Source organism: Planococcus salinarum, from assembly GCF_007004625.1.
In the GTDB taxonomy this organism is placed as follows: Bacteria; Bacillota; Bacilli; order Bacillales_A; family Planococcaceae; genus Planococcus; species Planococcus salinarum.
In genome coordinates this window covers 77,391-102,721 of the sequence record NZ_VIFV01000002.1, presented here as the reverse complement: position 1 = coordinate 102,721, position 25,331 = coordinate 77,391, and the positions used below count along the sequence as shown (strand labels likewise).

29 protein-coding genes are annotated in these 25,331 nt (G+C 46.7%); 17 read left to right on the top strand and 12 right to left on the bottom strand.

Annotated elements, in window-relative coordinates:
- Positions 1-123 precede the first annotated feature (123 nt).
- Both DIJ65_RS03270 and DIJ65_RS03265 read right to left on the bottom strand, forming a co-directional pair.
- Positions 124-570, bottom strand: a complete 447-nt coding sequence (locus DIJ65_RS03270) for a hypothetical protein (RefSeq protein WP_142836460.1) — start codon at positions 568-570, stop codon at positions 124-126.
- A gap of 222 nt (positions 571-792) precedes the next feature.
- Positions 793-1,296 carry a YusW family protein gene (locus DIJ65_RS03265; RefSeq protein WP_230321256.1) on the bottom strand — a complete coding sequence of 168 codons (504 nt, stop codon included), beginning with the start codon at positions 1,294-1,296 and terminating at the stop codon, positions 793-795.
- A gap of 307 nt (positions 1,297-1,603) precedes the next feature.
- Between DIJ65_RS03265 and DIJ65_RS16225 the strand changes: the two genes are divergently transcribed.
- The 8 genes from DIJ65_RS16225 (at position 1,604) to DIJ65_RS03225 (ending at position 7,824) form a co-directional block, all read left to right on the top strand.
- Positions 1,604-1,843 carry a hypothetical protein gene (locus DIJ65_RS16225; protein ID WP_071152018.1) on the top strand — a complete coding sequence of 80 codons (240 nt, stop codon included), beginning with the start codon at positions 1,604-1,606 and terminating at the stop codon, positions 1,841-1,843.
- A gap of 409 nt (positions 1,844-2,252) precedes the next feature.
- On the top strand, positions 2,253-2,801 hold the full coding sequence (locus DIJ65_RS03255; RefSeq protein ID WP_071152019.1) for a general stress protein: 549 nt from the start codon (positions 2,253-2,255) through the stop codon (positions 2,799-2,801).
- Between the two features lie 118 nt (positions 2,802-2,919).
- On the top strand, positions 2,920-3,942 hold the full coding sequence (locus tag DIJ65_RS03250) for a processed acidic surface protein (protein ID WP_071152020.1): 1,023 nt from the start codon (positions 2,920-2,922) through the stop codon (positions 3,940-3,942).
- Positions 3,942-4,592, top strand: coding sequence for a class D sortase (locus DIJ65_RS03245; protein ID WP_071152021.1), 651 nt, complete (start codon positions 3,942-3,944; stop codon positions 4,590-4,592). Before DIJ65_RS03250 ends, DIJ65_RS03245 begins: the two co-directional genes overlap by 1 nt.
- Positions 4,593-4,713: 121 nt before the next feature.
- Complete coding sequence (locus tag DIJ65_RS03240; protein ID WP_117299291.1) at positions 4,714-5,454, top strand: phosphatase PAP2 family protein; 741 nt, start codon at positions 4,714-4,716, stop codon at positions 5,452-5,454.
- A gap of 30 nt (positions 5,455-5,484) precedes the next feature.
- Positions 5,485-6,399, top strand: a complete 915-nt coding sequence (locus DIJ65_RS03235; protein WP_230321257.1) for a metallophosphoesterase — start codon at positions 5,485-5,487, stop codon at positions 6,397-6,399.
- A gap of 129 nt (positions 6,400-6,528) precedes the next feature.
- Complete coding sequence (locus DIJ65_RS03230; RefSeq protein ID WP_117299295.1) at positions 6,529-7,143, top strand: HAD family hydrolase; 615 nt, start codon at positions 6,529-6,531, stop codon at positions 7,141-7,143.
- A gap of 249 nt (positions 7,144-7,392) precedes the next feature.
- Complete coding sequence (locus DIJ65_RS03225; RefSeq protein ID WP_117299297.1) at positions 7,393-7,824, top strand: hypothetical protein; 432 nt, start codon at positions 7,393-7,395, stop codon at positions 7,822-7,824.
- A gap of 137 nt (positions 7,825-7,961) precedes the next feature.
- Here the strand turns inward: DIJ65_RS03225 and DIJ65_RS03220 are convergent, their stop codons facing one another.
- Positions 7,962-8,642, bottom strand: coding sequence for a Crp/Fnr family transcriptional regulator (locus DIJ65_RS03220; protein WP_117299299.1), 681 nt, complete (start codon positions 8,640-8,642; stop codon positions 7,962-7,964).
- Between DIJ65_RS03220 and DIJ65_RS16680 the strand changes: the two genes are divergently transcribed.
- Positions 8,581-8,898, top strand: coding sequence for a glutaredoxin domain-containing protein (locus tag DIJ65_RS16680; RefSeq protein ID WP_391527593.1), 318 nt, complete (start codon positions 8,581-8,583; stop codon positions 8,896-8,898). The two genes, DIJ65_RS03220 and DIJ65_RS16680, sit on opposite strands and share 62 nt — an antisense overlap.
- Positions 8,899-9,091: 193 nt before the next feature.
- Complete coding sequence (locus DIJ65_RS03210) at positions 9,092-9,532, top strand: OsmC family protein (RefSeq protein WP_117299303.1); 441 nt, start codon at positions 9,092-9,094, stop codon at positions 9,530-9,532.
- A 182-nt stretch (positions 9,533-9,714) separates the two neighbouring features.
- On the opposite strand, the gene DIJ65_RS03205 is transcribed toward DIJ65_RS03210, so the two are convergent.
- From DIJ65_RS03205 to DIJ65_RS03175, 7 genes are all read right to left on the bottom strand, one after another.
- Positions 9,715-10,335 (bottom strand): FMN-binding negative transcriptional regulator, encoded by a 621-nt coding sequence (locus DIJ65_RS03205; protein WP_117299624.1) that lies wholly within the window; start codon positions 10,333-10,335, stop codon positions 9,715-9,717.
- A 148-nt stretch (positions 10,336-10,483) separates the two neighbouring features.
- A complete protein-coding gene (locus DIJ65_RS03200; RefSeq protein ID WP_117299305.1) occupies positions 10,484-11,353 on the bottom strand; it encodes a DMT family transporter in 870 nt (289 codons plus the stop codon).
- 279 nt (positions 11,354-11,632) lie between these two features.
- The gene (locus DIJ65_RS03195; protein WP_117299307.1) at positions 11,633-12,655 is read right to left on the bottom strand and encodes a sodium-dependent bicarbonate transport family permease; all 1,023 of its coding nucleotides are present in this window, start codon (positions 12,653-12,655) and stop codon (positions 11,633-11,635) included.
- A gap of 166 nt (positions 12,656-12,821) precedes the next feature.
- Complete coding sequence (locus tag DIJ65_RS03190; protein ID WP_117299309.1) at positions 12,822-13,196, bottom strand: Na-translocating system protein MpsC family protein; 375 nt, start codon at positions 13,194-13,196, stop codon at positions 12,822-12,824.
- A 296-nt stretch (positions 13,197-13,492) separates the two neighbouring features.
- The gene (locus tag DIJ65_RS03185) at positions 13,493-13,792 is read right to left on the bottom strand and encodes a hypothetical protein (RefSeq protein ID WP_117299311.1); all 300 of its coding nucleotides are present in this window, start codon (positions 13,790-13,792) and stop codon (positions 13,493-13,495) included.
- Positions 13,793-13,912: 120 nt separating this feature from the next.
- Entirely contained in the window at positions 13,913-16,051 is a 2,139-nt protein-coding gene (locus tag DIJ65_RS03180; RefSeq protein ID WP_117299313.1) for a sensor domain-containing protein, read from the bottom strand.
- Positions 16,052-16,139: 88 nt separating this feature from the next.
- The gene (locus tag DIJ65_RS03175) at positions 16,140-16,556 is read right to left on the bottom strand and encodes a hypothetical protein (protein ID WP_117299314.1); all 417 of its coding nucleotides are present in this window, start codon (positions 16,554-16,556) and stop codon (positions 16,140-16,142) included.
- 364 nt (positions 16,557-16,920) lie between these two features.
- Between DIJ65_RS03175 and DIJ65_RS03170 the strand changes: the two genes are divergently transcribed.
- Complete coding sequence (locus DIJ65_RS03170) at positions 16,921-17,790, top strand: GAF domain-containing protein (RefSeq protein ID WP_185959479.1); 870 nt, start codon at positions 16,921-16,923, stop codon at positions 17,788-17,790.
- Between the two features lie 90 nt (positions 17,791-17,880).
- On the opposite strand, the gene DIJ65_RS03165 is transcribed toward DIJ65_RS03170, so the two are convergent.
- Positions 17,881-18,663, bottom strand: coding sequence for an ion channel (locus DIJ65_RS03165; RefSeq protein WP_185959478.1), 783 nt, complete (start codon positions 18,661-18,663; stop codon positions 17,881-17,883).
- Positions 18,664-18,866: 203 nt separating this feature from the next.
- Here DIJ65_RS03165 and DIJ65_RS03160 point away from each other — a divergent pair, with 203 nt between their 5' ends.
- Entirely contained in the window at positions 18,867-19,607 is a 741-nt protein-coding gene (locus tag DIJ65_RS03160; protein ID WP_117299320.1) for an SDR family NAD(P)-dependent oxidoreductase, read from the top strand.
- A 132-nt stretch (positions 19,608-19,739) separates the two neighbouring features.
- Here the strand turns inward: DIJ65_RS03160 and DIJ65_RS03155 are convergent, their stop codons facing one another.
- Positions 19,740-20,672, bottom strand: a complete 933-nt coding sequence (locus tag DIJ65_RS03155) for a LysR family transcriptional regulator (RefSeq protein WP_117299322.1) — start codon at positions 20,670-20,672, stop codon at positions 19,740-19,742.
- A 161-nt stretch (positions 20,673-20,833) separates the two neighbouring features.
- Between DIJ65_RS03155 and DIJ65_RS03150 the strand changes: the two genes are divergently transcribed.
- The 5 genes from DIJ65_RS03150 to DIJ65_RS03135 all read left to right on the top strand — a co-directional run bounded on the left by DIJ65_RS03150 (position 20,834) and on the right by DIJ65_RS03135 (position 24,832).
- Entirely contained in the window at positions 20,834-22,438 is a 1,605-nt protein-coding gene (locus DIJ65_RS03150) for a gamma-glutamyltransferase family protein (protein ID WP_117299626.1), read from the top strand.
- A gap of 32 nt (positions 22,439-22,470) precedes the next feature.
- Positions 22,471-22,998, top strand: a complete 528-nt coding sequence (locus DIJ65_RS03145; RefSeq protein ID WP_117299627.1) for a chromate transporter — start codon at positions 22,471-22,473, stop codon at positions 22,996-22,998.
- Positions 22,995-23,525 (top strand): chromate transporter, encoded by a 531-nt coding sequence (locus DIJ65_RS03140; RefSeq protein ID WP_117299324.1) that lies wholly within the window; start codon positions 22,995-22,997, stop codon positions 23,523-23,525. The genes DIJ65_RS03145 and DIJ65_RS03140 overlap by 4 nt, the downstream gene beginning before the upstream one ends.
- 108 nt (positions 23,526-23,633) lie before the next feature.
- Positions 23,634-23,774, top strand: a complete 141-nt coding sequence (locus tag DIJ65_RS16220) for a hypothetical protein (RefSeq protein ID WP_154718710.1) — start codon at positions 23,634-23,636, stop codon at positions 23,772-23,774.
- Between the two features lie 260 nt (positions 23,775-24,034).
- Entirely contained in the window at positions 24,035-24,832 is a 798-nt protein-coding gene (locus tag DIJ65_RS03135; protein WP_117299326.1) for a carbon-nitrogen family hydrolase, read from the top strand.
- Positions 24,833-25,331 lie beyond the last annotated feature (499 nt).

The following is a 25,331-nucleotide window of genomic DNA, read 5'->3' as shown; positions in this document are numbered from 1 at the left end:
GTCTGCCACATTGAAAGAACGTTCGACAAAGGTTTTGACACCTTGTCGAACGTTCTTTTTGTATTTTATCAACTCTTGAAATGTTCGGTGACTAGTCGAATAACAAACGGTTATTGCTGTTGATTATTCGGTAGTTTCAATATCTTCAACCGGTCCGACCCGGGCTTCCAGATCTGCGAAATCATCAAAATCAGCGATCGGCTGACCGAACTCTTCTTGGACATATTCATCAAATTCAAGTACTGTCCAATCAAGAGGGGTAAGGTAAGTCGTCTCCAAATCTGCCATATCGACATTCCCTAAGTCCACGTTATCAAGTACTTCTTCCGCTTCTTCATCCGTTTCCTCTTCCAGTTCATCCGCTTCCTCTTCGGCTTCATCCGTTTCTTCTTCCAGTTCGTCAGCCTGCTCTTCGTCTATATCCGTTTCCTCTTCCAACTCATCCGCTGCTTCTTCCTCTTCCAGTACTTCTTGCGGATCCTCTATCGTCTCATCGTCGCCGCAGGCGGCCAACATGCTGGTGGACAGGACTCCTATTGCTCCAATTCTAATCCATTTGTTTTTAATCATAAATCTTCACCCTTTCAATTTATGTCTCTGCTTTTTTGTTACCCCTTTGACGTAATGATAAACATTTGCTCTAATTTCTTGTTAAGCATTAAGAAAATCCACCCGTTAATCTGCAGTATGTAAAAAACAGCCTCCAGCATAAGCTGAGGCTGCCTAATTTAATGCGCTTCTTCTATTTTGGTCCGCGTCGCCGTATTCAGAGGGGGAAGACTTACGGGAAAATCAGTTTCCGGATGCCTCGTACTCTTTATCGGTGCCGTCCGGATAGCTTACTTCAAGTTCGATGGATTCATAATCCGGCTCGATGCTGAATGCTTCCATAACTTTATTTATTACCTCATCATCGGGCATATCAGGGGTTAACCCAAGTTCAGCAAGCATCGGTTCAATTTTGTCGAAAGCATCATTGCCCGCAAAATCCTCATCTGTAATCTGGTTTTCGTATTCAGCTTCCACCAGATCACGGTCTTCTTCATAGGAAACTTCTAATGCATCGTCCTGGTCAGCGTAGTCAACTTCTAGTTCAAAATCTGTAAAACCGAAAACTTCGCCGCCAATATTTTCATCTTCGAGGCCGCCACCGGGATTGGCATCTTCCACGCCTTCGTAATCGATAGCTTCTTCTGTTATCGGCTGTGTGACTTCATCTTCATTGCCGCAGGCTCCAAGTAAAAGGGCGGAAGAAAAAAGGAACCCAGTTGCAATCGGAATTTTTTTGCTGATCATTGCGCTCATCCTTTCAATTTGCCGTTTGTAAATTCCTTTCCCGATATTCCAAGTCCTAAGCTTTTTGGATGCCTTTTATTTTTATACTGAGAGGAGGATGGAGAAAGATAAATTCATTATTAGCGATGAATCCAACAATTTTTTAATTTCATTAATATCTGAATATTATCATTGCAGTCATATATATATAGGCAGATTAATGTCGTTTTTCGTAAAATATAATCAAAAAAATATTATATATTGTTTCTGGTTAGTGCATTTGGGTAATCATATATAAAGACTTTAAATTTAGTTTGGAGGGAGTACAATGAAAAACTCACAGATGCTTATAAAGTTGGGTTTAACATTCTCGCTGTCTTTGGGCTTGCTAGGAGCATGCAATACGGGCGATGAGCTTGAAGAAGAAATAGAAGAAGAAGAACTGGAAGATGCAATAGAAGAAGATACTGTAGAACCTGTTGATGAGCTGGAAGAAGAAATAGAAGAGGAAGGGTTAGACGATGCTGTCGAAGATGAAGATCTTGATATAAACGAAGACGAAGAATAAGAAGCAATTGGAAAAAGTGAAATGCAACAGAGATATTATAGGAAGAGGTGAGCTGATCATGTACAGCTCACCTCTTTTTTATCTGGGATGAGCTAAAGTGTTTTCTTCAAAGAAACAAGTTTGATGAATTGCTTTTTTGATTCATCTGTTTAAAAAAAATCTGTAGTATTTCTTCGTTTCTCCACTATAAAAATAGAACCATTAATGTAATTCATAAGAGAACGTAAATTCAGTAAAAAAAAGAGGGGAATATTAAAAATAATTTTTTTAAAGCCTTTGTTCAAGGGATTTGAACTATTGGAAAAACCATCTGAAGTTTAAGCGGAATTTCATCGGGTAGCATATTTGTAGAGACATTAACAAAAAAATAACAAGACCATTACGAATATTATGAAGGAGGAGTTAAGTTATGGAAAGAACAGTAGTTGGAGGAGTATTTCAAAGCTCAGAAGAGGCATTACACGCCATCGAGCGGTTAAAAAGCATTGGATTTGATTCGAACGACATCTCGGTTATGGCGAAAGACAAAGACAAAGTTGAGGAAATCGATGAGCATACGGACTCGGATGTGATTGATGAAAGTTCAAAACGCGGCAAAAATGCTGGAAAAGGACTTGGAATCGGCGCAGGATCAGGCGGGGTCCTAGGAGGCATTGCGGGACTGATAGCTGAAATCGGCTTGCTCACCATACCTGGAATAGGTGTGATTGCAGCAGCTGGACCGCTGGCAACTACGTTAAGTGGAGCAGCCATTGGAGCAACTGGAGGAGGACTCGTCGGTGCATTGACAGGTGCGGGAATTCCGGAAGAAAATGCAAAAGAATATGAGAAGTATTTGAAAGACGGCAAAATCCTCTTATTAGTGGATATTGACGAAAACCAGCGTGATGAAATCCAGCGGATTTTTTCTGAATCCCACTCGGTAACTACAGATGTCTATACGGTTAATGCGAAATAATGTACAACACAAAGCATATGAAACTCACAACCATCGGCTATTACACTAAATAGTAGAGTGCAAGGCACCTTCAGAAAAGTCTGCTTCTCTATTACTTTCACAGGAGGCGAACTGCATCATGAAAAAACAAATTATTCCCTATGCAGTAGTGGCAACTTTAACTTTTGGTACTGCAACGACTGTACAAGCAATTGAACCGGAGGAAGCCAGTGAAAACTTTCCGACAGTCATTGATTGGTCTGAAACAGACTGGAACAGTTACCTGACAGAAAATTATGGTACGAATTTAGATGATTATGACACTGTAGCCGAACTCGAAGCCGATGTAGGCTCCCCGGTGGATTTATCAACATTGGGTAACGCAGACTTGTCTGATCCGAATGTTTTGGACATCATGGATCGATACAATTTGACCGCAGAAGAACTAATTTTATTCTTGGATACTTATGACAATGTTGAGGATATTTACTTCATTGGAGATTTGGAAAATGCGTTGGAACTGGAAGGTATTGAGCCGGTAGACACTGGTGAAGAAACAGAAGAACCAGCAACAGAAGAAGGTACTGAAGAAGAACCGGCAACAGAAGAAGGAACAGACGAAGGTACTGAAGAAGAACCGGCAACAGAAGAAGAAACAGACGAAGGTGCTGAAGAAGAAACAGCAACTGAAGAAGAAACAGCACAAGCACCTGAATATGCATTTGACATGGACCAACTGGAAGAAGGTTATTTGACGCCTCTAGGCTGGACGACAGATGAATTTTCTACCTATGTCGAAGATAATTATGGCGTGCCATTGACTGGTTTTGAATCGTTTGATGAGCTCGAAAATACTGTCGGACCTGTTCTGGATGATGAAAGACTTGAGGACCTCCTCGATTCTTATGGATTAACTCCGGAAGAATATCGCGAGCTATTGGCTGAATACGGAGAAACTCCTGAAGATTACAATTTTTTTTATGAATTGGAAGAAGCTCTCGACTATTACACGAGTGGAGAAGCAGAGAATGCAGATACCGAAACAGGTGCAGAAATGCCTGAAACTGCTACAAACTCACTGGCAATGATATTGGCTGGAATTGGAGCTGCGGCTGCCGGAGCCTTTATCCTGTTCCGCAGAAGACCACAAGGTGAAAGGTAATGAAACCTGAAAAAAACGGGAGGGGGAAAGAGAAATCTTTCCTCGTTTCGTTTCTTTCGATTCTATTGATCGCAACAGGATTATACATGGCGATCAGTTATTCGTATCAATGGATAAAAGGATATTCAGCAGTGGAGCATACAGAAATAAAAGAGACAGAGGCTGCTCCGATCGATAAAAGAGCTATGGGACAACCTTTAGAAGTCCCAAGCTACGAGTCGCCTCCCAAAATTGACGAGGAGTTCGGGACTTTAACTATACCGAAGCTGGAAGTCTCTATCCCGATTTTTGAAGGAACTGATCCAGATCAATTAGCAAAAGGAATTGGTCATTTTGCTAATAGCGTATTGCCCGGAGAAGACAATAACAGTGTGCTTTCCGGACATCGCGATACAGTATTTCGTCAGTTGGGCGAAGTCGGTGAAGATGATTTGCTGATTGTTACCACTTCGGCTGGCGAATTTACTTATCGCATTCAAAAGGTCAGGATTGTTGATGCTGACGACCGGACGGTCATAGTACCGAAACCCCGGGCGACTTTGACTGTGACTACTTGTTATCCTTTTGATTTTGTGGGAAACGCACCGGAACGATATGTGCTTGTCGCAGAATTGATTGCCACGGATTTGACAGAAGAAGAGACAGCTTGATGTGTGATTTAACTTGATACAGGAACTGCATCCCACATCAAAACTCGAGTAAGTGATGGTGTGGGATTATTAGTTTTTTATAAAAGAAAGTCCATGTTATTGAATGGGGAGGGCAAGGCTAATGGAAGAAGAAAGTAAGAAAGTCGGCTTGCCTGTTTTGCTTGTACTGACTGGTTTAGGAATAGCCAGTCTTTTCGTATGGCTGTTTGCAGAACTGGCGGAAGAGGTTTTGGAAAATGAAATGAAAAGCTTTGACAATAGCATTATCAATTTTTTTGAAGCGATAGAAACTTCTACACTTGATATCATTTATATTGGAATCACCGAGCTCGGTTCTGTCTGGTTTTTGACGACATTATCGGTTCTGATCATTCTCCTGCTTTGGTTTAAAGCCAAAGATAAATGGGGAATTCTGTTCTTTGTCATTGCAGTAGCGGGCAGTGGGCTGCTGACGTGGCTGCTGAAACAATTCTACGAAAGAGGCCGTCCTTCCATTAACGAAGACATCGATGCAATCGGCTTCAGTTTTCCGAGCGGCCATTCAATGGGTTCGCTGGTGTTTTACGGTTTCCTCGCTTACTTGATCGCAAGAAGCAGCCAAAAACGAGCAGTAAAATATTTATCGCTCACTGTTTTAGGTTTACTGATTATTTTAATCGGAACGAGCCGTATCTATTTAGGCGCCCATTTCCCAAGTGATGTCCTGGCTGGTTTTATTGCAGGAACCGTTTGGCTGCTTCTCTGTTTGCTGGCTCTTGAATGGGTTCAATGGCAAAGCAACAGCCCGGTACGGCCTGTCCATGCTTTGCGGAAGTTTTTGATCCGGATTTATAAGAAAGGCAAGCAGAAAGTAAAAAGTTGATGGATTTTTGAATGGAAGGAGATGGAATCAGTGAAGGTATTCAAAAGACTATTGCTCGTTTTTGGGGGTTTTATAGCTTTTTTACTGGTATGGGGTCTGGTGGAACCGTATTTTGTAAAGGTAGTGGAAGAGGAAACGGCGATTCCGAATTTGCCGGCAGCCTGGGAAGGTAAAGAAATTGCCGTCATCGGGGATTTCCAAATAGGGATGTGGATGGACAATGATTCCACTGTCGAGCAAATGGCAGAAGATCTGGTGGAAATGAATCCGAGTGCCGTGCTCTTGTTGGGGGACTATGTTTACCATTCGGTAAACAACGAGGAATTGGAGCGGCAACGGGTACAAGAATTGATCAAGCCTTTAACAGATTCAGATATCCCGGTGTTCGCTTTGCTTGGAAATCATGATTACGGAATGTCATCAGAAACAGCAGAGCCGAATGAAGAGCTGGCGCAAGAGATGAAATCTGCGTTGGAGGAAGTGGGCATCACAGTGCTTCAAAACGAAGCCGTCGCGCTGAACTTGACAGAGAACGGTGTGGAAGAAGGAACTGCTTCAGCTGAATCACTCCATCTTGTGGGACTGGGAGCGAATTGGCCCGAAAATGCAGAACCGGCTGAAGCTTTTGATGGCGTTCCGGATTCGGCAGCCCGCTTTGTCATGATGCATAACCCCAAAACTTTCGAAGCATTGCCGGCGGAGTCAGCCCCTGTATCGGTTGCCGGCCATACCCACGGGGGACAAATGAGAATTCCCGGGACACCGCAATGGTCGTATACTGCTTTAATGTCTGAAGGTGAAATTGAACATATTTATGGATGGATCGAGGATTACGGAGCAGAGGGAAATTCACTGTATATAAATCCGGGAGTTGGATTCAGCATTGTGCCGCTGCGCATAAACATCCCGCCTGAAATTACCATATTCACTTTAAAAGGGTCTTAAGCTTTGATGGAATCTCCACTGCTGTCTCCTTGATCGATTCTGTCGATCGGCATCGCATTTATTTGGTATGCTTCAATGACGATTTTTGGATTAACGCCTGCATAAAGTACTGACGGGAGGGATCAGGCATTGGACAGCATCATATTTGATCTGGATGGAACCCTTTGGGATCCCGTAGATACCGTGCTCGCTGCTTGGAACAATGTGCTGGAGAAACATCGAATGCGCAAGTTAAGCAGAAAAGGTCTGGAAGAAACCATGGGCCTCCAGATGGAGGAGATAAGCCGCAAACTCTTTCCGGACTTAAAAAATACGCAGCGGCAGCGCCTTGTCGAGGAATGTTCTCTCGTGGAAAATAAGTTTCTGGAACAACGGGGCGGAAGGCTTTACGAAAGTGTGGAGAGGGTGCTCAAAGAACTGTCGCAAAAATATAAGCTGTATATTGTCAGCAACTGCCAGGACGGTTATATAGAAGCTTTCTACAAGTACCACAAGCTCGAAAAGTATTTCGAGGATTATGAAAATCCCGGGAGAACCGGCTTGTCCAAAGGAGAAAACATAAAGCTGATCATGGAGCGGAATCATTTATCCTCGCCGGTTTATGTGGGAGACACAACAGGGGATTTACAAGCCGCCCGATTGGCGGGTATCCCTTTTGTATATGCCAAATACGGCTTCGGGCAAGTGCGTGAATATGAGGAAGCAATTGACGGATTCGAAGATCTTTTAAAAAGGTTTCTATAACTTCAAGAGATACGACCTCAAGGGTCTCAGCCTATGGCAATAAACAAAAGAAACTGTGCCAACTGCCATTTTTCGTGGCGGCGGGCACAGTCCCTTTTTGTGTTGTCTGAAATGGATGCATGAAAGAGTTGGCTATTGCAGCAAAATTCCCCCACGATAAAATTTATTAAATTATTTTCTGAATTGTTAGATAGATTACTTTTTTTTCTTGGGTGCCGATTTATACTAAGAAAAAAAGGAGTGAGAACAATGGTGGTATCTGGACAAACGTCCAACGTCTCAATTTATTCAAGGCTGGTGAAAGCATCATTGATCGGGAGTACAGTCGCGGGGGTCCTGTTTGGCATCTACATGCAGGTGACCGGCATGATTCCGGTGTTGGCTTCATTGGTCGGCAGTGAGAGTCTGCTGGTCGGATGGACCATTCACATGATGATCAGCTGGACTTTTGGTCTTGGCTACGGCGCAATGACGCTTCTGTCGTCCCGCTACTATCTGCTTGGTGTTGTGCACGGTGTGTTGATCTGGGTGATAGGGCCTTTGCTGGTTATGCCGTTGATGATGAGGATGGGGCCAATGTTCGGACAAATGTTTGCAGGGGCACAATTGATGAGCCTTGTAACCCATTTGGCCTTCTCCCTCATACTGGCGGCAGTCTTCAGCCGCCTCGTCCGCGACTAGATATAGAAGAGAAAGGCCTTTCCGGGCGTTCCACACCTGGAAGTCCGGGAAAGGTCTTAAAAAGAATCTCATTGACCGAATAAAGTAAGGAACCTTACTTTATTCCCTTGTCTTTTTTGAGAAAATATAAAAAATCCTTATTCCATAAGGATTTTCTTTATTTCATCTGCTTTGATGGAGTAGCCAAGAAATGTTTTCTTGAGCAAGCCTTCTTTTTTCAGCTTGCTCATCAGAAGAGAAATCGTTTCTCTGGAAGAGCCGACCATCGTCGCAATGTCTTCATGGGTGATTTTCATATTGATCGATTGCCATTCTTTTTCCCGGGTACCGCTTTTTTCACTCATTTTGAGCAGGAGAAAAAGCGTGCGGTAGCGGACATCGCCGAGTGCGATTTTTTCACTGATATCATACGTTTCTTTCAACCGGTTCGATAGGATTTGAATGAGTTTGAGGGAGACATCCGGTGTTGTTCGAATAAACGATTCGAATTTCCCCTTGTCCATGGTGCACACATAGCAATCGGTCATTGCCTCTGCATAGGTTTGCTTATCCGTCAGCATGAAGGATTCCGTTTCACCAAAGACATTGCCGTCCACAAGAATGTCAGTGGTGAACTGTTTTCCCTGGGGCGTCATCCGGTAGAGGCGAACCTGTCCTTGTTTCAGAAAGAACAATACATCCAGCGGCTGTTCGGGAATCAGTATCTGGGTCCCTTTCTTCACCGGTGTCATTGTACTGTTGTCGTCGATTAATTTCATGTCTTCCATTGGCAATTCATCGAAAAGATTAATGTGCGAAAGGAGTGTCAGTTTATCCATGGTCAATCCCCTCTCTTTTCTTATAAATGGACAAGTTGTGGATTGCAGCTTGTTTGTCGTCCCGGGCTGCACAAAATGTGAAGAAGTGAAAAGCAAACTTAACGAGTTAAGCATTCCCTTTCAAATCTGTAATATATTCGAGCATCGCCTTTTACTACAGAATGTAACTGTGGAGAAAAAAAGACAAGGGTTTCCACTTTTGAAAATGGGAGAGACCTATTACACTTATACCAAAATCATGGCGTTGGAAATATAACCACGAAGCTGCCCCTCATCCCAATTTTACCTGTGCCCCTCCGGAAAACTGTAAGCTGACTTACATTCTCCTCTGTATCCCCAAACACCTGAACAGACTTTTAAGAAGGAACGATATTGTAAGCCACCTAACATTGTCGGTTGATAGCGGGTGTTAAAGTGGAGTGAGATTCAATTGGAGGAGGAAATTCAATATGGCAAACAGCATGACATTTCAAGCGACAGGATCAGCAAGCAAGATGAAATCAGAAATTTCGATGGGGAACCATGAAATTACAATCGATGAACCAGCAAACATGGGAGGAACCGATAAAGGACCGGATCCGCTTTCAACTCTCCTGGCTTCCTTGGCCGGCTGTGAAAATGTAATTGCAAATCTTGTGGCCAAAGATATTGGTTTTGATCTGCAGGGGATCGAGGTTGATGTAAAAGGAGAATTGGATCCACGCGGTCTCATGGGACAGGCGGATGTCCAGCCTTATTTCAATAAAATCTATGTGCACGCAAAAGTGCAAACAGAAGAAACATCCGAACGGATTCAGGAGCTTAAAGAAAAGACGGACCTTCGCTGTCCGGTGTTCACCACATTCAAAGCAGCGGGGATACCAATCGACGCCACATGGGAAAAAGCATAATAAAGGAAAAAAGAAGCTGAGATTTTTCTCAGCTTCTTTTTTAATCCGATTTTCCAACCTGATCAAGGCATCAAAACGAAGAATTGGAAAAAGGCTGTCGAGAAGGGGTCCCGACAGCCTGAAGAAGCTTGCTTATTATATAGAAGGTTTTTAATAGGGCAGAGCCCTTTTACCGAAAATGATTAAAGTTCCTTCCTCTTCTTTTCCATCGCTTCGGCCATTTGCTTTGAATTCGGATTTTCTTCCTTCTGCAATTGTTCGACGATGGTTCGATAATCCGTGTCGGTGCGGTTCTGGCTCATTTTATAGGCAGCCTGGACTTCGGCCACTTTGATCTTAAAGCCCACAATCCCTTTGAGTTCTTTTTCCAGCAGGGCAGGGGAGAGTGTCTCCCACAGCACCGGATGGTCCCGGTGCTGTTCGTGTTTTTTCAGCAAACCGGCCAGGTCCTGCTTCAATTCTTCTTCACTCAGAATGGTGGCGGCGCCGTATAGATGGACAGCCTGGTAGTTCCATGTCGGGACGTTTTCCTGTTCGTACCAGGAAGAAGAAATGTAGGCTTGCGGTCCCTGGAACATCACCAATACTTCTTCGGACGTTTCGAAAGTTCGCCACTGGGGATTTCCGTATGCCAGATGACCTGTTACATAGTGATCTTCGCCTTCTTTTACCAACTGCAGGGGCACATGCGTCGCAATGGGCCGTCCTTTTTGGGTGGTGACCAGTGTACCGAATGAATTGTGCTGAACAAATTCCCGGATTTCTTCAAAATCGGTGATCTTATAATATTTTGGAATGTACATGGCCGTCCGCCTTTCATAAAATCGGATTTTCCGGGTTTGGCCGGAACCGGGATTGCTTGCCTTGAGCCGAATATACATCAATTTCATTGCTGCTTCAATAAGTTTTCAATGGAGCAAAAGTGATTTCCGAAGCCTGGCATTCAGGCCATCACGAGGCCTGTTTCACACTGAGCATCGTGATGGTCGCTAAGATAATCACCATGCCAACAATTTGGACGATGGTCAGCTCGATTCCGAGCAGGAAAACCCCCAGCAACGAGGCTGTAACCGGCTCGATCATGGCGACCATCGAAGCGGTTGACGCGGCAGTCAATCGAATGCCAATCACATACAGGATAAACGAAATCCCGGCTCCCACCACTCCAATCAGGATAAACCAGCCGATATCCGAAGAAGTCAGGGCAGCGGCTGCCTCTTGATGGTCCATGAACAAAAACAATACGAGGCAAAATGTAAAGAACGCAATCGTCAAAGTGATTTGGGGCTTTCCGATCTCGGAAGCTTTTTTAAAGGCGAATATGAACAGCGCATAGGAAATGGCCGAAGCCAGTCCGGTGGCAGTCCCGAGAAAACTGACTGCAATCGAGTCAAGGTTATAGGCGCCGGTCAGAAGAACAATTCCCGCAAGGACCCCGGCGATGCTGCCCCATTTAAACCAGGTGGAGCGCTCCACCCGCAAAAGGAAGGAAGTGATCAGGACAAAGACCGGTGCGGTATACATCAGCGTGGCCGCGACCGCAACGCTGGAGGCTTGAATGCTTAAAAAGTAAAAGGTGAAATTTCCGGCGACGCCGACCCCGGCGACCAGTGACCAGATATACAAACGGGAAGAGACGAGCCAGTTTTTCTTAAAGTGAAGGAGGAACCATCCGATAAAAAACAGCAATCCGACAGCTCCACGGTAAAACGAAATCACAATGGGGTTCCAGCCCTTCGTCATCAGGATATCGGCAATGACGCCGCTGATGCCCCAGCAGACCGCTGCCAGCATCACTAATATCACTCCTGTATATTTCATGCTGCACCCCCGTAAGTAAGTATGTGAATAATACTTTTTGTAATTCCTGATAATCCTCGGATTTAAACTCCTTAACGGTTCAAATCAATAGAAAAAGGTTTTTTCATGAGATTCAGTGACCGGAAAGTTGGCGGCTATCAGTTGCGCTGAGGGAAGAAAGAGAAGAATTTATGGGGCTATCCTATTTGGCTTATTCGGGAAAACAAAAAAATCCTGCACCTTTTGGGTGCAGGAAAGGAATTTGCGCGCCCTTGGAGGCGCTGTGCTTTCAGGCAACCCCTACTGGAAGAATTGAGCCAAAGCATAATAGAGTGGAATTCCAATGATTAAGTTAAACGGAAACGTCACGCCAAGGGACAAGCCCAGGTAGAGCGACGGGTTCGCCTCGGGCACGGATGAACGCAAAGCCGCTGGCGCCGCAATGTAGGAAGCACTCCCTGCCAGGACGCCCATCAGGACCACGCCGCCGAGTGACAGACCGACCCAGTTTCCGACCAGGACGCCGAGGCTTCCCGCTATTATCGGAACACAAATGCCGAACAATAAGATTCTCCATCCCTGTTTGCTGACTTCAGGAAGGCGTTCCCCGGCGATCAACCCCATATTCAATAAGAAGAGGATTAAGATGCTTCCATACAGGTCGATAAATAAGGGTTTGACGAGTGATTCGCCATTTTGCCCCACAATCCAGCCGATGATCAAACTTCCCATCAACAGCAGGACGCTTTTGCCAAACAGGCTGTCCCGCAATACTTCTTTATCGAATAACCCGTTTGCGAATCCGAGGTTCTGGGCTTGTTCCCTTCTGTCCGCAATTCCCAGGGCGAGCCGATCGGCCTCGGACTTTTGCGAGATCCGCAGCAGAAGCAGCGAAACGAAAATGGCTGGACTTTCCATCAGGACAACGAGCACATTCATAAAGCCTTCATAGCCTACGCCCTTTTTTTCCAGAAAAGAGATGGCGGCCCCGTATGTGACAATGCTTACGGAACCATAGGTTGCAGCCAGCCCGATCGAGTTATGGATGTCCATTTTCGTGAACCGGAGAGCGATTAAAATAAGGATTGGAATAATGATTCCCAAAAACAAAGCTCCTGCAATGGGTTTGATGACGGTAGCCAGCTCATAATGGGACAGCTCCATGCCCCCTTTGATACCGATTGCCACCAGCAGATAAATGCTCAGCGCTTCACTTAGGCCGGCAGGGAATTTCAAATCAGATTTTACTAAAGCTGCAATGACCCCCAATACAAAAAACAGCACGACAGGGGACAGTAAATTTTGGACGATAATCTCATACATGCGGCACACTTCTCCTTTGGCATCTTTTTTTGTGAAAACTCTCTTCTTTTCTGCATAAAAAAAACCGGCATATCCAGGAGCCGGCGATGAAAGTCATCAACTGGCCTGAATAATACCGGTTTACCTGCAGCTCAGTTTGCACTGTTCTGGTGGTCTCCCTGGATTCTTATGATAATTTTTCCTGCAGATTGGCGGACAAACGGAATACCATGATCCGTTCTCCCGTATGGGTACTGATATCCGTGTGAAAGCCTGTCACTTTTTCACCTGTCAATTCACCGATCACCGCTCCTAAATGTTCGCGGCCGGATTCCACCAGATCTGAACGGATGCGCTTAACGGATAACAAGCCTTCTTTTGTATTGCATAATTTATATTCTGCAGGGGTTAAAATTCCGCTGAGTGAAACCACCAGCATGTCCCTCAGAATATCCGTTTTTACGGAAACGGAGCCTCTCCCCAGATAATCTTTTTCCCACTGGGTCAAGGTCTTGCTGATCTCGGCTTCCAATGATCCTTTTGTCCATTTGGCATAATCCATCTAATCTCTCTCCTTATAAAGAAAAACGGCATACTTCCATTCCCGCTGACAGTGCAGGGGCGGAAATATACCGTTTTATCATAATCTTAACCAACGCTTTACCGAACTTTTTCATTCAGCCAATAAGATTTTCTTATTAACTGCCTGCTCAAGCTTTAAGTGGCATCTGGTTACTATTGCTGACGTTACGGGTATTCTATTGAATTCATCTTATCGAATCTCTTATCTTCTGTCAACTGGACTTGGAAGGAGGGAAAAGACCGGTGCTCTGCGTGTTCCTGCCAGAGGCAAGGGGGTCACTCAGCTTGTGCAAAGTGGTCATGCACAGAATCCATCACTTTTTTACTTTTTTCGATTTTTGTCGCTGAGGCAGCGATTTTTACGGGCAACAATGTCACCTTAGGCTCTGCAGCCGGAAGGTGCTCAACCAGGACTGCCTGAAAAGGGGTTTTTGCCGAAGCTCCGGCTTGGAAAAGATAAACCGAATATAACTGCGTCTCGATGACAACTTCCTTTATTTCCGGCAGATTTTTCACTCCGGCTGTATTTCTGATATATTCAAGAGCGGTGTCACGAGATTTAATGGGTGACGACAAAGTAAATCTCCTTTCTGTAAGAACTCTCTACGGGATATCCATATGGAGCCTTGGAGACCCTTTTCTGTCTTATGAACTGAATGATAACTTTTGCGAAGGCGCTGTAACTCCCGGTTTAACTCAAAAATCTTCTTCTGTCCCACCCATTACAGTTAGCGGAGATGGAGTGAAGACATGCAGTTCGGATGGCAACGGCCGACAAAAATAATAGCCCTGTCCATCATCGCAGTTTTCTTCTTTCAAGTATGCTAATTGCGCGGCATCTTCGATTCCCTCAGCCACTACCCCCATATTCAACTTATTGGCCAGCGAGATGATGGTTGCAGTAATCGCCTTTCCGTTTAACCCGGAAGCGATATCCTGTATAAAGGTGCGATCGATTTTTACCCGGTCGAACGAAAAGTTTCTTAAGTAACTGAGGGAGGTATAACCTGTCCCGAAATCATCGATTGACATCGAAATGCCCAAGGCTTTCAGATTCACCAGGCTTTCTTTCAAGTTTATCGTATCTTCCATTAAAATACTCTCTGTGACTTCGAGTTCCAGCCACTTTGCTTCCAATCCGGTGTCTTCCAGCACAGTTTTCAAAGTCTGGACAAAGTTGGGATGCTGAAGTTGAATGGTTGAGATATTCACACAGATTCGAAACGGAGGGGAGCCTTCCTGCTGCCACTTCTTGTTTTGGGCACATGCTGTTTGGAGTACCCACTTTCCGATTGAAACAATCTGTCCGCTTTCTTCTGAAATCGGAATGAACTGGTCGGGGGGAATCAGACCCAATTGAGGATGATTCCACCGGATCAGCGCTTCCATGGCGCTTATATTTCCTGTTTTCAAATCGATGATCGGCTGATAATGGAGGGTAAGCTCCTGATTTTTGACGGCCGACTTTAAATCCTGTTCCAGGGTCAATTTGTAAGCGTTGTTTTGATCCAGTTCTTCTGAGTAAATGGTGTAATTGTTTTTTCCGAATTGTTTCGTATAATACATGGCTGTATCTGCCTTTTTGATCAATCCATCTACAGTTTCACCGGCTCCAGCGCTGAAAGCGATGCCGATACTGGCCGAAACCGATAAGGAATGGCCGGCCACTTCATAGGGTTTTGCCAAAGTCTCGTTCAGCCTTTCCGCCAGGGCGATTGCTTCTTTTCTATTCGTATTGGGCAACAAAACTGCAAATTCATCTCCTGCAAATCGTCCCACCGTGTCCGTATGGCGGATATTTTCAGACAATCTTGTGGCAACTATTTTCAAGAATTCGTCTCCGAGGTGATGGCCCAGGGAATCATTGATGAACTTGAAGCGATCCAGATCCAGGAAAAGGACGGCCGGCTGATTTTTGCATGTAAGGGTGCTTTTAAACACCTGGCTCAACCGGTCTTCAAACAGCTTCCGATTGGGCAGTTTTGTCAGCGAATCGTAGAATACAAGGTTTTCCAGCAATTGGCTGTGCACATTTCGCTCTGTGATATCTTTGGTGATGCCGAATGCGCCGACTATTTCCCCTTCATAGTTCATGGGGAAGCAAGTAACTTCCAAGTCTCTTCGTTTGCCATCTTTTCGTGTGATGGAAATCTCATATTGATTGGTATTCCCCTGCAGCGCCTCCTCGAAATAGTGAAGAGCGATCGGCAAATCTTCCGGAACAATAAGGGGGATAAAGGAAATCTCGAGCAGTTCTTCAATCGAGTGACCTGACAGAGATGCGCACCCCTGGTTCGCATCTGTAAAGTTTCCTTCCGTATCAAAAGTGAAGACCGCATCCGGATTGTTATCAAAAAGAGATTTTAACCGATTTTTATTTTCCTTGAGGTGCAGAGTCGAATGGACTTCTTCGGTTACATCAAAAACGGTCCCGAACGTGACTGCCTTCCCATCGGCAATGGCTTTCGATGCGTGAATTTCCACGTGCATCATACCGCCATCCTTTTTGAAGGCCCTCACGCGATAGCGGGCCTTGGTGTCCTCATTTTCAATTCTTTTTTTGACACTTTCCCGGACGATGGATAAGTCATCCGGATGAACTAATTGGTCTATTGTGATTTTACCGTGAAGCAATTCCTCTTTCGTGTAGCCGACAAGCTCGCAAAAATGCTCATTGACATAGGAATACGACCAATCTTCTAAAATATACATGCTGACAGGTGCATTCTGAACCATTACTTCAAACATATTTACAGGAGAGCTGTTCTTCACCTGAAGAATGTCCTTCTCTGAACCGGAAGAAATCGCTTGGTCCTTATTTTGTGCTGCTTCCATTCGTTTTGCCTCCTTAAAGTTGGGTATCATCTGATTCGTAGTCTGTCATCCCCGAAGTGCGCCCGGGGAAAACCCGGAATCGCACGGATTACCAGGTGCATTTATAAACCTGGGAAGAATGGACTTCAATTTCAAATATATTCAGTAACTCGCTTAACGTATAGAAGACGCGCTGATTTGCCTTCGAGAATTTCTTGATGGTATCATCCTCGATATAAACTGTTGAATCATCATCTTTTCTGAAATGTCTTTTCACCTCGTAAAGAGGCAGATTGCGGATATTGCTGAACCCTATTTCGCAAACATTGAAGGTGGAATACTGGTAAAGAGAGCCGTTGATCGAATGATTTTCCCAACAGAATACCAGGATGAGGTCGTATTTCTTCATAAAAAGAATGGTTTCCTCTTTATCTGACAGCATGGCCTCCACTGTGCGCCCTACGTGTGCTTTCAGTTCTTCCAGGTATTGCTCTGTCAAAAGGGGCTTCCGTTTAAAAATGAACATAATTTGTTCCTCCGTTGCAAAAGATTGAGTGAAAGCCGCTGCCAAAAAAGGGTGAATTAAATATATGTATATTTATGGATATTTTTATTAGTTGCTAGGTAATTATATCCTTTAATTTTGGTGTGAAAAATGGATATAACTGCCCATTTTTTTCAACACAGGACATCCAACCCGTTTAAGAGGCAACTCAGCAGCCGATGCTTCACAGGGGCGTGGAAAAGCAATGGATGTATGTAAAAAGGGGCGGGTGTTTAGAATCAGAAAAGAAAGGGTATAATAATTGGTGGCAGAAAAAAGATGGTCATATACATAAAAAGTGCAGCAACAGCAAAATATGTGCACTCCCTATAGAGGAGGAATAGCGATGGAAAACCCGGATACGGGGACGTTCCAAAAGTTCAAGAACTTTAATGAAGCAGCCAATCAGGTCCTGAAGATGCTCAGTGGACGAATGAAGATCAACACCTTATTCATTGCTGAAAATGATGGGGAACACAATACAATCAAGAAAGCTTTCAACAGAGATGAAAAGCTGGTGACAGAAGGCAGCGTAGCGCCTCTGGATCAGACTTTTTGCGGCCTGGTGCTTCGGCATGGCGATGATACTCTCCAAATAGACGATATTTCAACCGACGAACATGCGACTGCGCTGGACATCGCATCTGACTACGATAATGGCTCATTCATGGGCATTCCGATTTACTATGAAAACGGCGAGATATATGGCACCATTTGCGGACTGGATAAGAAACCGTACACATTTACCGAGGAAGACCAGGAAATGTTTACGATGCTGTCGTCCCTGCTGACTTATATACTGGAGCTGGAGACGGCGAAAAAAGAAATTCAGAAGCTTACTTCCCCGCTGGTGCCGCTGTCCGACGAGATTTCCATTCTGCCGATCATCGGTCACATCACTCTTACCCGGGCCAAGAAGATGATTGAAGATGTGGTGGACAAAGTAGTGCAGGGAGTCGATTTTCTGATTGTCGATTTTTCAGGCATTACCCAAATCGATCCACGGATTGAACAGCCCTTGCTGGATCTGGTGAAAACCTTGAAAATCATGGGGGTTACGCCGATTATTACCGGCATTTCTCCTGCCGTCGCACTCAACGTTCCGCATTTCGCTCATTCCCTGAAAGGGGAAAGGATGGAAGCGACGCTCAAGATTGCCATTGAACAGCTGGGATTTGTATTGACACATAAGGATGGATTCATTCCCCGACGCTGACACTCCCTGGAGCAGGAAGGATATGGGAGAATACATAAAAACCCCGAACGGGACGCTTTTTGCAAAGTGTCTTTCGTTCGGGGTTTTTTGTCATGCTTCCAGCACTTCGGAAAAAATTGAATTTACAGCCATTCTTGCAATCGTGCCGTTGGACATGATGAATTTGTCTACTTTGATGTGGGAGAAGTTCGGCAGGTGTTCTTCCCGTTCCACTTCAACAGTCGTGTAAACCTCTGGTGCTATGCGTTCGACCGCGGTGGCGATCAGCAGCGATTTGCCATCCGTCAGCATCTGGTCCTCGATCCGGTCATCGGCAAAAATCAGCACCGCTTTCGCCTGCTGGATATTTGCCTGCCGCAGCACATCGCCGTGCGTGGCCTTGCCTCTGACATAATGGATCCGCGGATGGATCTCTTTGGCTTTTTCCAGTTTGTCGATCACCACAATTTCAGTCTTCCCATTTTGCTTCAATATCTCTGCAATCGCATTTTCAGCTTTATGTGACCAGTCAATGATTACGATATGATCTTTTCCTTTGAACATCAGCTCACCCCTTTCTTCCCGTCTCTTACGCAAGGTCAGGCTTTCGATTGCCTTGCCGATGAATGTCGCAAACAAACCGATGCCGATTATGTATAAAAATAAGATGGTAAAAATTCTGCCGTCAGTGGTCAACGGATAGAGGTCGCCGTAACCGACCGTCAGCATGGTCGTCATGGTGAACCACAACGCATCGGGATAACTCGTGAAAGTATCGGGTTCAATGGCCGGCAGCATCAATGTGCTGAATGCAATTAGAAACAGGGTGCTTACCGTAAGTATGAGCCAGGAAAGGCTGGTCGCCTGCAGATAGAGCCGGCGAAGTATAATCAATGCAGAATCCCCCTTTTTCATACCAGTATACACTATGAAACCGGCCGACCGGACCCCCGTTTTTTCGCGGACCGGCAGCTCCTCTTCTGCAGATGGAGCAAAAATAAACTTTCTGTATGAAGAGTAAGGGTTATGGCTGTAAAATTATTCATTATTCAGATAATATAGAAAATGGAACCATTATTATAAAGGGGGACATGTGCATGGACTTAGCAGGGAAAGTGGCAGTGGTGACAGGCGGGGCTTCAGGAATCGGGCTGGCCGCCGCAAAAGCGTATTTGGCAAAAGGGGCAAAAGTGGTAATCGCTGATTTCAACGAAGAAGGCGGCAAGAAGGAAGCAGAAAACCTGAAGAGCCACGGCGAAGTGGAGTTCTTCCCAGTGGACGTTTCCAGCGAGGAAGCGGTCGAGAACATGATCAAGTTTACCGTGGATACGTTCGGCACCATCGATATTCTGGTCAATAACGCCGGCATCGGCGCGTTAACTGAGACGCATGACTTGAGCTATGAGGATTATCACAAGACCATCGCGGTCAATCAGGATAGCGTGTTCTTTGGCTCGAAGCATGCCGTACGCCACATGATGAACCACGGCGGCGGTGTCATCATCAACACCGCATCTATTCTCGGCAGTGTGGGAGAAGGCAGTGCGTTCGCCTATAACGCTTCAAAAGGTGCCGTCAACCTCATGACGAAATCATTGGCCCTTCAATACGCCAGCAAAAATATCCGCGTCAACGCTGTGGCACCGGGTTATGTGGAGTCCGGCATGGTCAGCCGCGAAGCCCTTGGCCCTGATTTCTACGACCAGCTTGTCGCCAAGCATCCGATCGGCCGGCTCGGCCAGCCGGAGGAAATTGCCCACGCCATCATTTTCCTGAGCGAAAATGAGTTCATGACCGGCACAACGATTCTGGTCGACGGCGGCTATACCGCCCAGTAACCAAACCGGCATTCGGCATTGCGCGGATCCGGTACAAGATATAACGGCAGGAAAAAAGCTGTTCTCCTCATTAAAAGGAGAGCAGCTTTTTTGGGCCTGCGGATCTGATGGTGATGCCACAGCGAAGGGCGCTCACTCGCCGTCTTTGATCCTCTTTTTCGGATGGACGGAAACTTTTTCGCCCAGTACATAGGAATCGAGAAAATCCTTGAACGTCTGCACCGCCTGGGAATGGAATTTCGACTGGTGGGTGATGTAATGGAAGCTCGTTTCATTCGGGTAGTCGCTGAGGCTGACGCCTTTCAAAGTGCCGGCCTTCACGTCGCTTTTGATGACGGATTCCGACAGGTACGAGATGCCGAGGCCGAGTGCCACCGACTCCTTGATGGTCTGGGAACTGCCGAAGCTCATGATGCGCTTCGGCGCAATGCCGAGCTGGGCGAAGAACTTATTCGTCACATCCCGCGTGCCGGAGCCTTCTTCCCGGATGATCCAGGTCTCCGATTCCAGCATGTTTTTGTCGACGGACGAGTTTTTGTTCAGCGGATGGTCGGGTCGCGCCACGATGAGCATCATTTCCTCAGAGAACAAATTGACGTTGACGTCGTACTCCGCAACGTCCGCTTCGACGATAAAGCCGATATCAAGTTCCTGTTTGTGGATCTGTTCCGCAATGACGGCCGAGTTCTGGATGGTGATATTCGGCAGGATGTTCGGGTGCTTCTTATAGAAAGCGTAAAGAATGCCCGGAAGAAAGTATTCACCGAAAGTATAGGCGGCGCCGATGGAAATCGGGGTATTCCTGGCTGGCTCCAGATCGATCAGCGATTGGCTCATGTCGTTGTACTTGATCAGGATCTCTTTGGCATGGGTGTAGACGACCGACCCTGCCGGCGTCAATTGTACGTATTTATTGGTCCGGTTGAACAGCCGGGTGTCCAGTTTGCGTTCCAATGCCTTGATGCTGAGGCTGATGGCGGAAGGGGTCATATGCAGCAGGGCAGCCGCGCGGGTAAAGCTGTTCTGTTCCGCCGTGGTGACGAAAATTTCAAGTCGATGATCCATGATGCACCTCCATAATAAGTTTTATTCATCATAACATTAAATATCTTTAATTTTACTAATGGTTTAAATTTTTGTAAGATTTCAATAAGTCAATTTATGAAAGTGTTGATGCGACAATGGATCTGAACCAGCAGCAGCACAAACAGACAGGGGGAGCAATTTTGGATTATTTAAACCATCCGTTTTCATCCAAGAGACATACAGTATTCGCAAAAAAAGGAATGGTGGCTACTTCACAGCCCCTGGCGGCGCAGGCCGGCCTTGAAATATTGAAGAAAGGCGGCAACGCCATCGATGCGGCCATCGCGACAGCGGCTGCATTGACGGTTCTTGAACCGACGTCAAACGGCATCGGCGGTGACGCATTCGCCCTGGTCTGGGTGAACGGCGAGCTGCACGGCCTGAATGCGTCGGGCCCGTCACCACAGGCGCTGACCATTGATGCCGTAAAAGGCCTCGGATACGACAAGATGCCCGTGCACGGGCTCGTGCCTGTAACAGTGCCCGGAGTGCCCGCTGCCTGGGCAGAGCTTTCCCGGAAATTCGGAAAGCTGTCGCTGAGCGACGCCCTGCAGCCGGCCATCAGCTACGCGGAGGAAGGCTACCCGCTGACGCCGATTCTCGGCAAGTACTGGCAAAAAGCTTACGCTAGTTTCAAGAAGACATTCACAGCGAAAGAATTCGAAGGCTGGTTTGAGACATTTGCGCCAGGTGGAGGAGCGCCGGCAGTCGGGGAAGTCTGGAGATCGCCGGGCCACGCTGAAACGCTCCGCAAAATCGGCGAAACCGATGCGCGGGATTTCTACGAAGGGGCCATTGCTGACAAGATCGATGCCTTCATGCAGGAGCACGGCGGATTCTTGCGGAAAGAAGACCTGGCCAGCTACCAGCCGGAATGGGTGGATCCGATTTCCACAAGTTACAACGGCCACGAAGTATGGGAAATCCCGCCGAACGGCCAGGGCATGGTGGCACAGATGGCGCTCAATATTTTCGGCCAGCTGGACGCGCCGGAATGGCAATCGGCTAAAACTTACCACCAGCAAATCGAAGCGATGAAACTGGCCTATACGGATGGCCAGGCCTATATTACGGAACAACAGGATATGCCGGTATCAGTGGAACACCTGTTGTCCGCGGAATATGCGGAAAAACGGGCGGCTCTGCTCGGTGATACCGCGATCGAGCCCGCGCCGTATGAACTTCCGGCCGGCGGCACCGTCTATTTGGCGACAGCCGACGAGGAAGGCAATATGGTTTCCTTTATCCAAAGCAATTACATGGGCTTCGGCTCCGGCATCGTCATTCCGGGAACGGGCATCGGCCTGCAGAACCGCGGAGCGGATTTCTCGCTGGATGAAAACCATCCGAATGTGCTGAAGCCGGGCAAGAAAACGTTCCATACCATCATCCCGGGCTTCCTGACAAAAGACGGCAACGCCGTAGGGCCGTTCGGTGTGATGGGCGGCTATATGCAGCCGCAGGGCCATTTCCAGGTTGTCACGAATACGCTGGATTTTCTGCTCAACCCGCAGGCGGCGCTTGATATGCCGAGATGGCAGTGGGTCGGCGGCAAGAAGATCCACGTGGAACCGGAATTTCCGAATTACCTGGTCCAGGCGCTGCAGCGGAAAGGCCATGACGTCGAAGTGATGACGGATGGCGGCACATTTGGCCGCGGCCAGATCATCTGGAGAGATCCGGAGACGGGAGTGCTTGCGGGCGGAACCGAATCACGGACGGACGGAGCGGTTGCAGCTTGGTAGCAGACGAAAAAGTTCGATTCGGCGACGTCTTTATGGCGTTTTTCCGGGCAGGAATGCTGGGGTTCGGAGGCGGTCCGGCAGTGATTCCCCTGCTGCAGAGGGAAGTGGTGGGACGCTACGGCTGGATGAACGACGATGAGTTCGGTGACACCATCGCATTGTCGAACACAATGCCGGGTCCGATCGCCACAAAACTGGCGGGTTATATAGGCTATAAAATCGGCGGCATGTGGGGGTTGCTGGTCGCGCTCGCGGCTTCGGTAATCCCGACGGTCCTCCTGATGATCCTGTTGCTCGGTGTTCTCCAAAGTTACAAAGATGTGCCATGGGTACAAAATATGTCCCAGACGGTCGTACCCGTCGTGGCAGTGATGCTTGGCGTCCTCACCTGGAACTTCGTCCAGCAATCGCAAAAAGCGCTGGGCTGGGGCGTCGCAATTTTCCTGATTGTGCTTTCCGTCCTCTTACTGGAGGTGCTCGGGCTTCACCCGGCAATTCTGATTGCGCTTCTGATTGCGGCGGTCCTGGTTCCCTTTATTAAAAGGGTGGTGAGCAAATGATCTACTGGCAAATCTTTCTTGCATTTTTCATCCCCGGTATTTTGGGGTATGGCGGCGGTCCTGCTTCCATTCCACTGGTGGAAAAAGAAGTGGTCGACCGCTATGGCTGGATGTCGACGCAGGAATTCGGTGAAGTGCTTGCTCTCGGCAATGCGCTGCCCGGTCCGATCGCGACGAAAATGGCCGGCTACATCGGCTATATGGAAGGCGGCATTCTCGGTTCGCTGGTCGGCCTCTTCGGCACCATCGCCCCGTCGCTGATCCTGATGCTCGGATTGATGGCCATCCTGTTCAAATACAAAGATTCTGCCGAAGTGAAAAATATATCAAAAGTGGTGAAGCCGGTTATCGCCGTGCTCATCGGATTCATGACCCTGCAATTTGTGCTGGAATCACAATCTTCACTTGGCAACATTCAGACGGTTGCTATAATGGCAATAAGTTATTTGCTGCTGGAGCGACTGAAAGTGCACCCGGCCGTGGTGATTGCACTGGCACTCGTTTACGGAGCGCTGACAGGAATATAAAAACAAAGGGGAGAAATGATATGACCAACAAAACATTCAAAATACGATTTCTCTCTTGCCCCGGCAATCATCGGGCCAATCGCTGAAGTCAATTTGCGGAGAGCCGCGATGGCGGACCCGGACTGGACCCTGTTCTTCACACGTCCGATTTCGCTGGTATTCCTGATTCTGGCTGTGCTGTCGATTCTCTACACCGTCTGGCAGACGTACCGCACGAATCACCGGCTCAAAAAGTCGATGGGGGAATAATGAATAGTTCCAGGTTGCCGGGTTTTGTGCCCGGCAGCTTTTTTGCGGGCCAGCAATAAATCCGATAAAAGAATATGACCGGATAGATGGACATTTGTTGTCCCTATTGTGTATTCTTTAGACAATATACTTCGTGCCATGTGATTTAAATTTTCATAATATTGGCAGTTGACCAGAACCGATACCGAATGGAACAGGTGAACGCCACTCGTCTGCAAACCAAAAACGGACTAAAATATTTTTTGTTGGGAGAGGTTCAATTGAAATACTCCATCTACCAAATGGATATCATAGCCGGCAAGCCGGATGTCAATCGGTTGAAAGTAAGGCAATGGCTCGAAGCGGAAATGCGGGACAACGCGCCTGATATTATCGTGCTGCCGGAAATGTGGACAACCGCCTATACGCTGAAGGCGTTGGACAAAGTTTCCGATACGAACGGCGCCAAGACAAAAAGCTTCCTGAAGGAACTGGCCTTGAATTTCAATGTCAACATCATCGGAGGGTCGGTGGCCAACCAAAAGGACGGCAAGTTCTATAACTCCTCTTTTGTGTATGCGCGCACCGGCGAGCTGGTGTACGAATACGATAAAGTCCACCTGGTGCCGATGCTGAACGAACCCCATTACCTGGCCGGAGGTGAAAAGGCGCCGGAAGTTTTCGAACTCGAAGGCATCAAAATGGGCCTGATCATCTGTTATGACCTGCGATTCCCGGAAATAACCCGCAGTCTGGCAGTGGACGGTGCACAGGTGCTCCATATCGTCGCTGAATGGCCGGCCGCCAGAAGCCAGCATTGGAAAGTGCTGCAGACGGCCCGGGCCATCGAGAACCAGATGTATGTGGTTTCTGCCAACCGGGTCGGTGTCTATGACGGCGTCGAATTCGCAGGGGCGTCGATGGCCATCGATCCGTGGGGCGATGTGCTGCTGGAAGCTACGGCCGAAGACGAAGAAACGCTGTCGATAACCCTGGATTTGGAAAAAGTGAAATCGGTAAGGCAGGATGTTCCCATATTTTCCAGCCGGATGCCGCATTTATATAAGAAGGAACTCTGAAAAAATTGGCAATTCCCTCATCTGAAACAGTTCCGACCAAGCGAATTTTTTTCGCTTGGTTTGGGCTGTTTTTTTGTGTGGAGAAATAATACATTGCCTCAATTAATAGTATGATTTTCCGCTAAAAACAGCCGGAATAGGGTGTGAAAAAAAGTTTTTTTAAAAATAATTAGTGGGCCAATGGGTTTTGAAATCAGATTTTTCTATCAATTTTGTGAAATACCGATATGAAAGGGACTAACCACTTAATTATATTAAAAAAACGTTATTTTCAACCGAATATAAGACAGGGAAAAAGCCTTTCGAAAGGCGAAAATTTGGATAGACGGTTTGAAATCGTAGGTAATTAAGCGTATAGTTATGAACATGCGACTTAGGTTGAATGGTACGGAAAGAGTTTATTTACTTGGTTTTTTGTTTGATTGCCGGCGGATAGACAGAATTTTTCTGCATGGCATAAACAGCCCGGAAATAGATTCAGGCAATAGAGAAATGAAAA

What these genes read in the sequence shown, in the direction of transcription:
- DIJ65_RS03250 (WP_071152020.1), top strand. Translation starts at nt 2,920, where the DNA reads ATGAAAAAACAAATTATTCCCTATGCAGTAGTGGCAACTTTAACTTTT.
- DIJ65_RS03220 (WP_117299299.1), bottom strand. Translation starts at nt 8,642, where the DNA reads ATGGATAAACTGACACTCCTTTCGCACATTAATCTTTTCGATGAATTG.
- DIJ65_RS03270 (WP_142836460.1), bottom strand. Translation starts at nt 570, where the DNA reads ATGATTAAAAACAAATGGATTAGAATTGGAGCAATAGGAGTCCTGTCC.
- DIJ65_RS03180 (WP_117299313.1), bottom strand. Translation starts at nt 16,051, where the DNA reads ATGGAAGCAGCACAAAATAAGGACCAAGCGATTTCTTCCGGTTCAGAG.
- DIJ65_RS03155 (WP_117299322.1), bottom strand. Translation starts at nt 20,672, where the DNA reads ATGGATCATCGACTTGAAATTTTCGTCACCACGGCGGAACAGAACAGC.
- DIJ65_RS03210 (WP_117299303.1), top strand. Translation starts at nt 9,092, where the DNA reads ATGGCAAACAGCATGACATTTCAAGCGACAGGATCAGCAAGCAAGATG.
- DIJ65_RS03245 (WP_071152021.1), top strand. Translation starts at nt 3,942, where the DNA reads ATGAAACCTGAAAAAAACGGGAGGGGGAAAGAGAAATCTTTCCTCGTT.
- DIJ65_RS03225 (WP_117299297.1), top strand. Translation starts at nt 7,393, where the DNA reads ATGGTGGTATCTGGACAAACGTCCAACGTCTCAATTTATTCAAGGCTG.
- DIJ65_RS03160 (WP_117299320.1), top strand. Translation starts at nt 18,867, where the DNA reads ATGGACTTAGCAGGGAAAGTGGCAGTGGTGACAGGCGGGGCTTCAGGA.
- DIJ65_RS03175 (WP_117299314.1), bottom strand. Translation starts at nt 16,556, where the DNA reads ATGTTCATTTTTAAACGGAAGCCCCTTTTGACAGAGCAATACCTGGAA.
- DIJ65_RS03240 (WP_117299291.1), top strand. Translation starts at nt 4,714, where the DNA reads ATGGAAGAAGAAAGTAAGAAAGTCGGCTTGCCTGTTTTGCTTGTACTG.
- DIJ65_RS03140 (WP_117299324.1), top strand. Translation starts at nt 22,995, where the DNA reads ATGATCTACTGGCAAATCTTTCTTGCATTTTTCATCCCCGGTATTTTG.
- DIJ65_RS03205 (WP_117299624.1), bottom strand. Translation starts at nt 10,335, where the DNA reads ATGTACATTCCAAAATATTATAAGATCACCGATTTTGAAGAAATCCGG.
- DIJ65_RS03265 (WP_230321256.1), bottom strand. Translation starts at nt 1,296, where the DNA reads ATGATCAGCAAAAAAATTCCGATTGCAACTGGGTTCCTTTTTTCTTCC.
- DIJ65_RS03255 (WP_071152019.1), top strand. Translation starts at nt 2,253, where the DNA reads ATGGAAAGAACAGTAGTTGGAGGAGTATTTCAAAGCTCAGAAGAGGCA.
- DIJ65_RS03195 (WP_117299307.1), bottom strand. Translation starts at nt 12,655, where the DNA reads ATGTATGAGATTATCGTCCAAAATTTACTGTCCCCTGTCGTGCTGTTT.
- DIJ65_RS03200 (WP_117299305.1), bottom strand. Translation starts at nt 11,353, where the DNA reads ATGAAATATACAGGAGTGATATTAGTGATGCTGGCAGCGGTCTGCTGG.
- DIJ65_RS16225 (WP_071152018.1), top strand. Translation starts at nt 1,604, where the DNA reads ATGAAAAACTCACAGATGCTTATAAAGTTGGGTTTAACATTCTCGCTG.
- DIJ65_RS03190 (WP_117299309.1), bottom strand. Translation starts at nt 13,196, where the DNA reads ATGGATTATGCCAAATGGACAAAAGGATCATTGGAAGCCGAGATCAGC.
- DIJ65_RS03170 (WP_185959479.1), top strand. Translation starts at nt 16,921, where the DNA reads ATGGAAAACCCGGATACGGGGACGTTCCAAAAGTTCAAGAACTTTAAT.
- DIJ65_RS03145 (WP_117299627.1), top strand. Translation starts at nt 22,471, where the DNA reads ATGGCGTTTTTCCGGGCAGGAATGCTGGGGTTCGGAGGCGGTCCGGCA.
- DIJ65_RS16220 (WP_154718710.1), top strand. Translation starts at nt 23,634, where the DNA reads ATGGCGGACCCGGACTGGACCCTGTTCTTCACACGTCCGATTTCGCTG.
- DIJ65_RS16680 (WP_391527593.1), top strand. Translation starts at nt 8,581, where the DNA reads ATGTCTTCCATTGGCAATTCATCGAAAAGATTAATGTGCGAAAGGAGT.